Annotated in this window: 15 protein-coding genes; all 15 read right to left on the bottom strand. The window is 39.2% G+C overall.

The window, feature by feature from the left end:
• Positions 1–22: 22 nt before the first annotated feature.
• The gene (gene csrA, locus MHH87_RS03185; protein ID WP_340747886.1) at positions 23–238 is read right to left on the bottom strand and encodes a carbon storage regulator CsrA; all 216 of its coding nucleotides are present in this window, start codon (positions 236–238) and stop codon (positions 23–25) included.
• Positions 239–682, bottom strand: coding sequence for a flagellar assembly protein FliW (fliW, locus tag MHH87_RS03180; RefSeq protein WP_340747885.1), 444 nt, complete (start codon positions 680–682; stop codon positions 239–241).
• Positions 683–696: 14 nt separating this feature from the next.
• Positions 697–1,263, bottom strand: a complete 567-nt coding sequence (locus MHH87_RS03175; protein WP_340747884.1) for a DUF6470 family protein — start codon at positions 1,261–1,263, stop codon at positions 697–699.
• 336 nt (positions 1,264–1,599) lie between these two features.
• A complete protein-coding gene (gene flgL / locus MHH87_RS03170; RefSeq protein ID WP_340747883.1) occupies positions 1,600–2,502 on the bottom strand; it encodes a flagellar hook-associated protein FlgL in 903 nt (300 codons plus the stop codon).
• Positions 2,503–2,600: 98 nt separating this feature from the next.
• The gene (flgL, locus tag MHH87_RS03165; protein ID WP_340747882.1) at positions 2,601–3,506 is read right to left on the bottom strand and encodes a flagellar hook-associated protein FlgL; all 906 of its coding nucleotides are present in this window, start codon (positions 3,504–3,506) and stop codon (positions 2,601–2,603) included.
• Between the two features lie 44 nt (positions 3,507–3,550).
• Positions 3,551–5,191 carry a flagellar hook-associated protein FlgK gene (gene flgK, locus MHH87_RS03160; protein WP_340747881.1) on the bottom strand — a complete coding sequence of 547 codons (1,641 nt, stop codon included), beginning with the start codon at positions 5,189–5,191 and terminating at the stop codon, positions 3,551–3,553.
• A gap of 74 nt (positions 5,192–5,265) precedes the next feature.
• Complete coding sequence (locus MHH87_RS03155; protein ID WP_340747880.1) at positions 5,266–5,769, bottom strand: flagellar protein FlgN; 504 nt, start codon at positions 5,767–5,769, stop codon at positions 5,266–5,268.
• A gap of 32 nt (positions 5,770–5,801) precedes the next feature.
• The gene (gene flgM, locus MHH87_RS03150; protein WP_340747879.1) at positions 5,802–6,062 is read right to left on the bottom strand and encodes a flagellar biosynthesis anti-sigma factor FlgM; all 261 of its coding nucleotides are present in this window, start codon (positions 6,060–6,062) and stop codon (positions 5,802–5,804) included.
• A 127-nt stretch (positions 6,063–6,189) separates the two neighbouring features.
• Positions 6,190–6,606, bottom strand: a complete 417-nt coding sequence (locus MHH87_RS03145; protein WP_340747878.1) for a TIGR03826 family flagellar region protein — start codon at positions 6,604–6,606, stop codon at positions 6,190–6,192.
• 125 nt (positions 6,607–6,731) lie between these two features.
• On the bottom strand, positions 6,732–7,337 hold the full coding sequence (locus MHH87_RS03140) for a ComF family protein (protein ID WP_340747877.1): 606 nt from the start codon (positions 7,335–7,337) through the stop codon (positions 6,732–6,734).
• Positions 7,318–8,751 (bottom strand): DEAD/DEAH box helicase, encoded by a 1,434-nt coding sequence (locus MHH87_RS03135; protein WP_340747876.1) that lies wholly within the window; start codon positions 8,749–8,751, stop codon positions 7,318–7,320. The genes MHH87_RS03140 and MHH87_RS03135 overlap by 20 nt, the downstream gene beginning before the upstream one ends.
• Positions 8,752–9,249: 498 nt before the next feature.
• Positions 9,250–10,092, bottom strand: a complete 843-nt coding sequence (locus MHH87_RS03130; RefSeq protein ID WP_340747875.1) for a DegV family protein — start codon at positions 10,090–10,092, stop codon at positions 9,250–9,252.
• Positions 10,093–10,213: 121 nt separating this feature from the next.
• On the bottom strand, positions 10,214–10,732 hold the full coding sequence (locus MHH87_RS03125) for a nuclear transport factor 2 family protein (protein ID WP_340747874.1): 519 nt from the start codon (positions 10,730–10,732) through the stop codon (positions 10,214–10,216).
• A gap of 233 nt (positions 10,733–10,965) precedes the next feature.
• Positions 10,966–11,640 carry a response regulator transcription factor gene (locus MHH87_RS03120; RefSeq protein WP_340747873.1) on the bottom strand — a complete coding sequence of 225 codons (675 nt, stop codon included), beginning with the start codon at positions 11,638–11,640 and terminating at the stop codon, positions 10,966–10,968.
• 27 nt (positions 11,641–11,667) lie between these two features.
• Entirely contained in the window at positions 11,668–12,828 is a 1,161-nt protein-coding gene (locus MHH87_RS03115; RefSeq protein ID WP_340747872.1) for a sensor histidine kinase, read from the bottom strand.
• Between the last annotated feature and the right edge of the window lie 169 nt (positions 12,829–12,997).

Here is a 12,997-nt window from a genome sequence, read left to right as displayed (position 1 = left end):
AGTTTTTCCAAATTTTTTAAGTTTATTTTTTTATATTTTTAAAAATATCGGTAGAAACATTCAAAGCTTCTTCATTTTGGGCTTGGATGGCTTCGAAAATTTCAGCACGGTGCACCTTTACTTTTTTGGGTGCTACGATGCCAAGCTTTACTTGGTCGCCCTCAACTGCTAATACTCTTACTTCAATTTGATCGCCGATAATAATGGATTCATTTTTTTTCCGTGAAAGTACAAGCATTTACTTTGCACTTCCTTCCATAACGCCGATAGGATGACGTAGTGGGTAAGCATCACTTGCCTGTAGCACGATTTGCTTTGCTAGTTTCATTTTTATATTAATGACGACTGGAGCCATTAAGTTCATCGTTGAGGTTGATAGTGCATCTTTTAATGTCACAATCACATACGTCACAACGTCCTCTGTATCCATGATTTGTAAATCCTCTTTATCGTCCTCGCTAAGATCAAAGGCATAGTCTTTTTTAAAAGCAAATGGGTACGCGACAATAAAACCAATTTCAGCCTGTTCCACCGCTTGTAATAGGGCAAGTGGCATATCCTGTTCAATGGGTAATAAGACGAACTGCTTTAGTAAGGGGAATCCTGGTAAGCCGTATTCAAATGTTAAAATATCAAGCTCATTTATTTCTACTTCACCTAAAAATTTTGTTTCAATGTTCATACCGGACACTCCTTTTATTTGAGCACGTCTATGCTAATAGTCGGTCTTTGTACCATTGTGCCAGTTACTTTTCCTCCTGTATAGTCATGAATTGGTTTGTTCACCTTTGTGTCAATTTTTGGGCTGTTTGCTTCAATATCAATATTGGTCGTTCCTGGCGTATAATCAATTTTTACTGAACCTATTGAAGGGACAAATTTAATATTGTACGGGCCCGGACGCTTCGGACCATGATTTTGCTTTGCGATATTTTGGATCGTTGCCCGGCCTTGACCTTTCCCCGCACCTAACATCATCTGTCGTCCTTCTCGAACTCGCTTTGCAATTCCCTCTAAATTTACTTGTGTTCCTTTTTGTGCAAAATTCTTTGTCGATTCAAGAGGACCAATCATCCCTATATCCCGACGAGCCTGTGATGAATCGATAGACAGCTTTCCATTCGTCGTATTAATTTCTAAGGTTGCAGCTGGTTGCTCAATCGTTTGCTCTGCTTTTGGCTGTCGTATTTTTTGAGTAGCATCTTGTATTTCATAATTCATTTTAAGATCGTTAGTTGTAATTTGAATTTGTGGGAGTCTCATCTAGTTTACCTTCCCTTCAAAGAAAGCGTTTGAACAAATTGTTCAAACGCTCCTAATTTATCAAATAAATTCTACTTCAACTCCGTGTATTCATTGTTGAAAACCGTTTGCCCCTGTCGCTTTGCTTTCGGGGCAGAACTTTAGTAGATTTTATCTCATAAAATCTACTTCAACTCCGCGTATTCATAGCCGAAAACCGTTTGCCCCTGGCGCTTCGCTTTCGGGGCAGAACTTTAGTAGATTTTATCTCATAAAATCTACTTCAACTACGCGTATTCATAGCTGTAAACCGTTTACCCCTGTCGCTTCGCTTTCGGGGCAGAACTTTAGTAGATTTTATCTCATAAAATCTACTAAAGTTTGTTGAATGATTTTCGCGCCGACAGATAGCGCTGCTTGATGAATGGACTCGTGCGTCGTCATTTGTGTAATTGCCTCTGCATAATCAACATCCTCATTATTGGACATTTGTTTTGTAACATTGATTTCATGCATGCTCAGTCTGTTTTCCATGATTTCTAGACGATTTTGCTTTGCGCCAATATCTGCCTGTAGCTCTAGCGCCGAATTATGTGCACTGGAGAGACTCTTCGAAATAGAACTCCCATCGCCTAGTAATGAACTAAGTTTTGATCCGTCATTGCTCGTTAATGCGCCTAAAACATCGTCAAGTACGCTATTAATTTGACTAAACAAGGTCTTTCCTGGAGAGTTAACCGTCAATTGGATGCCATCAAATACTTCCATACGGACTTCCCCTGTAGGCGCAGTAATCTCTGGATTTATCATCGAGTCACCACTTTTATATAGGGGTTTCTGTGTATTCGTACCAGAAAAAATATATTTGTCGGAAATTTTTGTATTTGCCACATCGCGCATATGCAGTTGAATTTGTTCCATTTCACTTTTAATTTTATCGCGGTCTTCTGCTGTATTCGTACCATTGGCAGCTTGCACAACGAGTTCTTGTACACGTTTAAGTCGATCTCCCACTTGTGCTAGCGCATCATCTGTTGTATCCATCCACGCATTTGCTTCATTCGTGTTACGGATAAACTGCTCAACCTTACCTAAATCTGTTCGGTAGCCCATTCCTTTAATCGTTATGACGGGATCATCAGAGGGACGGGTAATTTTTTTGCCAGAGTTAATTTGATCTTGAAGCTTTGACATTTTGCCGTAACTTGAATTTAAATTACGTAGCATATTACTTGATAACATCGATTGTGTAACGCGCATTGTCATTCCCCTTTCAAATGAAGAAATGGTGACAAACACTTTTACGCTCTTGGTGTTTTCTAGTCTGGATGATTGTGTTTTACCACTTCATTTACATGTTATAAAAAGTCCACTAATGTTTGTCTAATAATTTTTGCACCAACAGAAAGTGCTGCTTGGTGAATTGATTCTTGTGTTGTCATTTCTGTGATGGCTTCTGCATAATCAACATCTTCATTTAATGACATTTGTTTTGTGACATTTACTTCTTGAATAGCAAAGCGATTGGAAAGCAATTCTGTACGGTTTTGTTTTGCTCCAACATCCGCACGTACCTCAAGTACATTATTTAATGAATTTTGAATATCCGTTAGTTTTCCTCGAATATCATCGCCAGACAATCCATCCTTTAGCGCTTTATTTACCCCCGCCATCATTTCATCGACTCCCTTAAATAAATCATAGGCAGGTGAATTGACAGCTAGTTGAATGCCATCTGCTACTTCAATACGGATATCATTATTGTAGCCTAACTTGTCTGTTATACTAATCATTGCATCCGCACCTACGTCAGTCGAAGCAGTATCTTTAAATAAAGGCGATGACGTATGTGACCCAGAGAAAATATATTTTCCTGAGATTTGAGTATTCGCTACATCACGAATTTGCTGTTGAATTTGGCTTATTTCAACTTGGATACTTTGACGGTCTTCCGCAGTGTTTGTATCGTTTCCCGCTTGAGTCACTAGTTCTTGCACACGTTTAAGTGCTGAACCAACTTGGTCTAGCGCTTCATCCGTCGAATCTAGCCAACTGTTCGCTTCGTTTAAGTTACGCGTAAATTGTTCAATTTTTCCTAAATCAGTTCTGTATCCCATGCCTTTAATGGCCACAACGGGATCGTCGGATGGTCGTGAAATCTTTGAACCTGAATTAATCTGGTCTTGTAGCTTGCTCATCTTACTGAAACTGCTATTCAGGTTACGTAGCATATTATTAGAAAGCATTGATTGTGTAACGCGCATATTAAATTAAGAACCTTCCTTCTGTTTACTCTAAGATGTTAGTTTTATAGTCCTGCACGGCCCATGCCATTGATGATTTTGTCTAGTATTTCGTCGACTACCGTAATCATACGTGCGTTGGCATTGTATGCTTGCTGGAATGTAATCATATTTGTCATTTCTTCATCGAGTGATACTGAGCTCATTGATGAACGATTATTTTCTACGGTTAAAAGAATTGTTGCAGAATTATACTCTAGGCGAACGGCTTCTTTTCCGTCTACACCAAGCTGACCAATCAGACCCTCATAGAATGATTGGAACGTTGCGCCTTCTAAGTTTAGACCATTAGGAAGTGTTGCAGTAATGTTACCTATTGACACTCCAGCTCCATCCTTAATCCCTAAAAATTGAAGGTTTGCTAGCTCGATTGCCCATTTACCGTTTCCTTCCTCACCAGTACCTGAAGACGCAGCAATTTTACTAGGATCTGTAATAGCTACTTTAATCGTTCCAGCAGTCAATCCAGTAGCATCAAAGAAATCACCACCATCTCCTGATGTTAGAGTAGAGTCCGAATTTGATGAATACCCAGCATTATGTACAGCATTAAATGATTGTACAAAAGCGTTGACCAGTTTATCTAAGTTGGCAATCATTTCTGGGTAATGACCCTTGGTTACTGTATTTCCATTAACATCTGTCTGCGTATAACCATATGAATTAATTAGTGATAGTAACTTCCCTTTAGAAGCCTCGAAATCACCATATTCCATTTCTCCATTAGGAATATTGCCCATTCCAGTAACACTAATTTTCCCAAAGGCATTATAAACTTGTGAAGTATTTGGGTTATCAATATTACCATCAACTTTAGTCCCAGTAGTATCTAAAGTCTTAAGTGTTGCATAATCTTTTCCTTGTACTAATGTGATTGCATCCGCATCGGTACCGCCAAAGGGCTTAAATTTAACCGTCATGCTCCCTTCAGCAATGTCGAGTGCGTTCCCACCTGATTTTTCAAATGACACGGATACCGGCATGTATTCGTTTAACTGATCGACTAACATATCGCGTGCATCATATAAATCATTTGGCATATAACCATTCGGCTCCACCGCTTGGATTTGTTTGTTAATTTCAGCGATTTGTTTAAGAATTGAGTTAATTTGATCTGTTGAAACATCAATCTCATTTCCGATATTCCCTTGAATTGTTTTAAGCTGGGTATCATTGTAATTAAATGACTGTGCCAGTGACTGTGCTTTAGCAAGTGCCACCTTACGAGCTGCAACGTCACTTGGATTTGTACTAATATCCTGTAGTGACTTCCAAAAATCATTGAATGCCTGATTAATCCCAAACTCAGAAGGCTCTGACATAATATCTTCCATTTGAGAAATCGACTGACTTTTCGCTTCCCAGTACCCAAGCTTATTCGTTTCCTGACGATACTGACGGTCAATAAACTCATCCCGGATACGTTGTACAGATGATGCTTGTACCCCTGTCCCGATATGACCAGGTGTTTTCGGGGCATTTAAGCCTGTACCTGGATAGCCTTGTGTTGTTTCAAAATTTACTCGTTGGCGAGAGTACCCGAGAGTATTGGCATTTGAAATATTATGTCCTGTTGTGTAAAGCGCACTTTGTTGTGTGAACAGGCCGCGTTTACTTGCTTCTAACCCCATAAATGTTGAGCGCATTTAGTGTTCCTCCTTTTTCCTTCAGATGAAAACGCCTGTAAGTTGGCCGCGGCATGCGGTTGCGTTACATGCGTTTATGCTTGAGAATCAAAATATGTTTTTTTCGCAATTGTATTCGTACCGCTTACTTCTTGACCGGAGTAGTTAAATTGCTCCGTCCGTTGTGGGCGCATAGCATCGAGTGTAATATTTACAAATTGTAATGACTGGAACACGAGCTTTTGATTGAGATCATTTTGTTTCCGCAATTCCTCAATGACCTGCATTAAGCGATTACGAACTACTGTTAGCTTTTGTGTTTCTTCACCTGCTGAAGCAGCTTCGATGACGTCGGCTACAGTCGGTTGGTCAGTGAGAGCAAATCCTTTTGCTCGAAGATATTCCGTTACCATCAACTGACGCTGTTGCTCGAGCGTTTCAATAGCGGCTACATGAGCCTGCTCATTTTTTAGCATTTTGTCTAGTTCTTCCATGTCACCTTGTTTAACATGCTCTGTTTTTTTATACGCTAAATCGAGTAAACTTTTATGCATTTTTTCAAGTTTTTCGAGTGTTGATACGATTTTTTCGATGGACATGGACCGGAACTCCTTTATATACAAATTAACATTTAACCTCGGTAATATTTCAGCATATCTTGTGCTACTTGGCGTGCGTTTACTTGGTAGTCACCAGATTGGATATCTGCTTTTAACTTTTGTACACGTTCTGCTCGTTCTGTCGTAAGGTTTGACGTCACTTGCATTTCTTTAGCCTTTGAAGAAATTTCAATTTTATCGGCAAATGATGCACCTGACTTTGTTTCTTTAACTGTACGTTGTTGATTATTGTAAGCACTAATTGCTTGCACACCGAAAGAATTAATTTTCATCATAAAACCTCCCCTCATGTGATACATTATCTACTTTATATTTCGGTTCATCCTCTAGATTGTTAACGATTATAACGAAAAAAGCTTATCGCGTCGTATGATACTCGACCGATAAGCGGTAACTGCATTAGTTTTTGTCGCGATCTGAATGGTATGTTCCACGGTCCCGGCGTATAATATCATCACGGAATTCCTTCGCCGCGTTAAACGTGCGTAAATCGGATTTCAAATCATCTTGACAATCCTTACATAGCTTTCCTTTATGCGTTAATTTACCACAATTATCACAAGGATAGCCTAAATTTGGGAATGTTGCTGGATGCAATCGACCTTTACGAACCCATTTATACAATAAATCGCGGGATACTCCTGTTGCTTCTTCAATTCGATCGACATTTGCTGCACGATTTTCACGTTTTCGTAAAAAGCGATACACGACTTGATACATTTCTTCTTCTTTATTCGCACATTTATGACAAACTTCGCGTAACCCTGTATAGTTGAAAAATTCATCACACATCGGGCAGTTTCTTAATTCAGCCATCATTAGACCTCCGTTTATTCCGAGCTTAGATTTATACACATTATACATTAATCGTATCCTATTTCATTATTTTCTTTCGGAAATCCTACTATTTTAATTGTTTCCTATAGTTCAATGATAACTTTCTATCCGCGAATAAGCGTAAATCCTTCGACAGCTTGTGCACCCGCTTCTAATAATGCCCTTTTCGCATGCGCCATTGTTGTACCTGTCGTATATATATCGTCTACGATTATAAAGTTATTATTTATTATTTTACGATTGTCTATTACCTGAAACAATTGTTCACTGCAGATTCGTTGTTCACGTGTTTTACCTACTTGTGTTTCGGTTGTTGTTTTATATAATAATTGTTCAAATGGTAGTTTTGCGGCATGTAGTAATTCATCTAAATGAGCAAATGTCCGATTATTCAAGTTGTCCTCATGCATCGGAACTGGAATAATCGTCGCAGCTTGATGTACTAGCTGTTTATTCAACTCACGATTAAACACTTTCGCAAGTACAATATCATGCATAAACTTATAGCGATGCAAATAATCTTTCATTGCGTCGTTATATTCATATAAAGAAACAACCCCAACTTCCTTTTGATCGACAATTTTAGTGAAACGTCCTTCACAACGAGTGCAAATCGTTTGTGGTAGTTGCTTACTAAAAATCGCAGTCCATGAAATCACGCCCTGTAATTCCCGCCCACATAGTAAACAGTTAGTAACGGCTTGCTTCATGATCGTCCCCCCTCATATCCGCATTGTTTAACCGGGTAATTTCAGCCTTCACCACGTCCATTTCCGTTGTGATACCGTGATGGAAGAATACAACGTCACCTGCCGGATAGTGGATATTCCTACCGACGCGACCGCTAATTTGAATAAGTGCGCTTGCCGTAAAGATTGGACTTTCTGCACCAATGACCGCTACTTGTACATTTTTAATCGTAATGCCGCGCTCTAAAATGGTCGTTGTGAGCAGTCCTTTTATTTGTTCATTGCGCAGCTGCACTACTTTTTCTTTACGGTCAGGATCTTCCGCATGTACGCAAATAATAGATGGGTCGATTTGTTGAAATAATGGGACAGCTTTTTCCATTAGTTCAATTGTCGGGAAAAATATGAGAAATGGTTGTTTATTGTCGATTTTTTCCTGTAGCCAGTGACCTAACTTCGGCGGGATTCTTCCCTTTTCCAATGTTTTATCGTAATTCCATAAAGACTGGAATCGTGGGACCGGTAATGGATAGCCATGATAGCGTCTCGGGATAAATGAATAGCCCCAGTGCTCTTTTCTACAGCGCGATAATAGCTGTGGTGATGGTGTTGCGGTGACATAGGTGATGGGCGCTGACGTTTTTTTGGCCTTCATAACAGCCTTTTGAAGGGATGCATCCATTGTGTACGGAAAGGCATCTGCCTCATCGACAATCATGACATCAAATGCCTGCTCAAAACGGTATAGCTGATGGGTTGTTGCTAACACAAGTTGGGCAAATCCAGCTTGCTTTGGTGCCGCGCCGTATAATGCGTGAATGGTTGTCTGTGGAAATACTTGCTGAAAACGCGGGAATAATTCTAATACGACATCGGTCCGCGGTGTTGCTACACAAACGCGCAAGCCTTCATTTAATGCTTTGTGTACCGCTTGGAAGAGTATCTCAGTTTTTCCTGCCCCACATACAGCATGAATAAGATGATCACGCCGCAACTCGATACTTTGCGTCAACTCCAACGAGGCCTGTTGCTGCGCTTGTGTAAATTGACCTTTCCAATAGAGTGCATGTGACCGTTGCGCTTTAGGTGCTGGCCCGTTCCAAACAATTAATTCCGTACAGCTGCTCATCCGGCCCATATTAATACAGTGGCGACAGTACCGACACGACTTCTGACAACGCGCACAATGAAATGTAATGAAGCTTTTCGGATTGTCATTATGGCAACGATTGCATTTATAGCGCTGCTGCCACTTACTATTTAGTTGCTCAATCGCTGGGATAACGGTAAAATAACCGCGCTTCACATAGGCTTCAATTTTATTTGATGGAAATGGTGTTTCAGTACGCGGCCAAATGCGCCCGGTAAAAAAAGATTGAATGGTTGGATCGATAATCATCCCTTTATAAGCTCGAAAACTATTTTCCCTTCTCATTTTATTAACCTCCATTTTATTCAGACTTATTTACAAATCGCAAATTTCTAAAACAGACGAATTGAACATACAACTTAACCGTAAATAAGTGCCAATGTCGCTTAATTTCTAATAAGTCGTATGACAATCTCGCCAAATTGCACAAATCACGATTGAAAAAATACATCTCGTAAGAATCGTGCGAAAAAATCCTTTGGAAGATCGGTTCTTTACTAAAAAATGTGCTTTACTTTAAAAGAAAGTGTACTACTTTATAAGCACATGGAACGGAAGGCGGCGACTCCTGCGGGAAAAGCAAGCGATCCGAGACCCTGGACTGAGCGTAGCGAGGGAAGCGGCTCGGTGCTTGCCCGCGGAAAGCGTCCGCCTGGAGTGGAATGTACTGTCAACTACAGATTTTGGTGTAAAGCTGGAAGATCGTTATGAAAGAGATATTTGCATAACGACTAAAAAACAGCCTCTACTAGTTATGTAGAGACTGCCTAAAGATTGTTTTATTTATTTTTTCATCCAACCAAGTGCAACTGAGCCTTCACCTAAATGGGTGCCGATTACTGGACCGAAATAACTCAATGTAAAGTCCACGGTTGGATACGTTTGTGCTAAATACGCCATCCACTCTCTTGCTTCGGTTTCACAGTTCCCATGAATAACCGTTGCTTGAAGCGCGCCGTGTTTCTCCATTGCCGCTACTAACTGGTCCTCTGCTTTACGCAGCGCTTTTTTTCGCGTCCGAATTTTTTCGAACGGCACGATTACTTTGTTTTGAAAGTGAAGAACTGGCTTCACTTGCAGTAATCCCCCGATTAACGCTGCTGCTGCTGACAGTCTTCCGCCGCGTTGCAGGTGAGCTAAGTCATCTACAATGAAGTAAGCATCCATTGTTTCTTTTAATTCTTCTAGCCGAGCCATAATTTCCTTACCTGAAGCGCCTAGACTCGCCATTTTTGCTGCTTCGATTACGAACATTCCTTGCACATAGCAAGCTACTTCACTATCAAATGCAAAAACATCTATATTTTCAACCATATTTCCAGCTTGAATTGCACCTTGGTATGTGCCACTAATACCACTTGATAAGTGAATAGTAACAATGTCTTCATACTCTGTTGCTAAATCTTCAAATAGCTCTATAAACTTACCAATTGGTGGTTGAGTCGTTTTCGGAAATTCCTTCGACCCTCGTACTTTCTCATAAAATTCAGAAGCTGTAATGTCAACCTCTTCATCGTACGTACCACCTGCTAAATTGACGCTTAAAGGCACCATGCGAATATTATAGCGTGTACGTTCTTCTGGCGTTAAATATGCTGTACTATCGGTTACGATCGCAGTCTTCATTCATCTCCCACTCTCCTATGTCCACTATATTACCGTATCTGTGTATAATTGTGAATTGGTAATATTACAAAACGCCCTGCGATTTTCCATCACAGGACGCTATTGCTATGCAAAAAACACTTTATTCATTTCCAATATAATAAATGCTCGAAATCTTCCAAGATTCGTCTTCCTTAACAAACACCGTTACTTGACGACCCTTATCCGAAAGTTCTGCCCCTGTTTCGAGTTGGGTCATTTCAATTGCAACATGGGCAAACACTTGCACCTCTTGTTCGCTATATTTAATAATCGTCACATCTTCTGCTGTACGCTGAATTTCATATTGTTCAAAAATAGTTGCAGCTTCAGCTATATCATCATCATAATCAAAGCCACTCGCATTTGGTGAAAGTGTTGCTGCATACCGGTCAATGTCTTTTTCTTTAAAGGCTGCCATATATTCTTCAAAAGCTGCCAAGATGTCTTTCTTTACATCATTTGGAACACCTGTCGCTTCCTCAACAGTACCACCCGATACCTCGAAGCCCACTGTGCCTTGTTCAATAACGTCCGCTGTTTCATCCGTGTTTAATTCTTCTGTATCATTACAAGCAACCAGCGTAAATACCGCCATTACTGCGATTAACCATTTCTTCATATGTCAAAAACCCTCCCGCGAAATATTGTAGCATAGAACTTTTTAAAAGACTATTTCAGATGGTTTTTTCCATTTAGTCCTCAATATAGGACGCTCAAATGGTAGCGATGTTGCATGAATTGAAGCTATTAGTACAAATTTTTAATACTTGTGTCCGCTCTATGCCAAACAACCTTCTTCAAAAAAAAATCCCCGACTTCTTCTAATAACAGAAGAAAATCAGGGACTGACGATTAGCGTACTTCTACCCAACCGTTTTTAATTGCCGTAACGACTGCTTGTGTACGGTCATTCACATTCATTTTTTGAAGTATGCTAGATACATGGTTTTTTACCGTTTTCTCAGAAATATAAAGTGTCTCACCGATTGTACGGTTACTTTGGCCATCTGTTAATAATTGAAGCACTTCACACTCACGTTTCGTTAGTAAGTGGAATGGACGGCGAATTTCTGTTTGATGGAAATTCCCTTTGTTTTCATGCTCTGACAGGCGTCGGAATTCCGCTACTAAGTTTTTCGTTACTTTCGGGTGTAAGTATGATCCGCCATTTGACACTACTTTAATCGCGTCAACGATTTCATCTGCATCCATTTCCTTTAACATATAACCAAGTGCACCTGATTTTAATGCATGCGTTACATAAGATTCGTCATCGTGAATCGATAACATCATGACTTTTGCTTCTGGATATTCAGCAATTAAATCTGCCGTAGCTTCTACACCATTTTTAGTTGGCATGTTAATGTCCATTAATACAACATCCGGTAAATTTTTTGCATAAAGACTTACGATATTAACACCGTCATCACCTTCTGCAACAACTTCGAATGAATCTTCGAAATCTAAAATTCGTTTCACACCTTCACGGAATAGTTGGTGGTCATCTACAATAATAATTTTTGTCATCTTTTTTCCCCCTAATTTCGGTACGGATTAAACTAAGTCAGCTTCTTCTTGATATGGGATTTTGAACATAACGATTGTTCCTTTTCCCACTGAAGTTGTAATATCAATAGTGCCATTTAAAAGTTCCACGCGCTCAGTCATGCCGATAATACCAAATGATTGCTCTTTGGTATTATTTTTGTCAAAACCTGCACCATTATCTTTTACAACAATATTTATATCGCTTCTTAGCCACTCTATTTTGACAGAAATTTCTGTCGGTTTGCCATGTTTCAATGCATTTGTTACACATTCTTGAACAAGGCGGAAAATCGATACTTCGTAATCTGATGAAATTCTTTTTTCATTGCTATAAGACTGGAATTGGATATCAACACCTGAGTTATACTCCATTACAGTTGATAAATATTTTTTCAACGTCGGGACAATGCCTAAATCATCTAATGCCATAGGACGTAAATCATAAATAATTCGACGTACTTCGGATAAGGCATTACGTACCGATCCTTTTAAATCACTAATTTCTTGAACAGCCGCCTCTACACCCCTTTCGCGGAATGTGCGGTCTATTAAATTGGATCGCATTAATACATTCGCCATCATTTGCGCTGGGCCATCATGAATTTCTCTTGAGAGGCGTTTTCGCTCCTCTTCCTGAGCGGCAATAATACGAATGCCAAATTCTTGCTTAATTTTTGCTTGTTCTAGTGCTTGGCTAACATGTATTAAATCGGTAGTTAAATAATTTATCACAACATTGACTTGATTCACAATGTGATCAGCGCGTTCAATCGTATCATAAAGCTTTTTCATTCGACGCTCTAAATCATCACGCTTATCTCGCAATTGTTTTTCACGTTCTCGAGATAGTGAAAGTTTCAATTGTAAACTATTTGCATTTTCATAGGCTGCTCGAACTTGCTCTTCAGTATATTTATTAAAAGCTTTACTCACTTGAACAAGTCTTTGCTTTGCGAGTTGCGTTAATTTTTCAAAATTATCTCCCTCGTCAATAATCATTGAAATTTCTTGTCGAACAATTTCTAACTCATTTTGCATATCTTCAAAGCTTCTTCGGCTTTGTTCGCTTATAATGAATATATCATCTTTTGAATTTGTAATTGTTTCTAACATTCGATTAAAAATTACATCCAGCGAAGCAATATCAATTTTATCGTTTGGAAACATAGTTTTTCCCCAATCTCATTGGTGTGAATGCTATTTTAATATATTTCATTTACTGCATTAACATAGCAAACAATATAATTCTTTACTATTATAGCATTAAATGAACATTTTTTAACATATTTTATAACCACATAACACTTGATTTTTTGTAATATAAAGGAGATTTAAT

Origin of the sequence: Solibacillus sp. FSL H8-0538, from assembly GCF_038003525.1 — a bacterium.
Lineage (GTDB): Bacteria > Bacillota > Bacilli > Bacillales_A > Planococcaceae > JBBOPI01.
The sequence above is the reverse complement of the archived record's forward strand: the minus strand, read 5'-3'. Positions and strand labels throughout refer to the sequence as shown.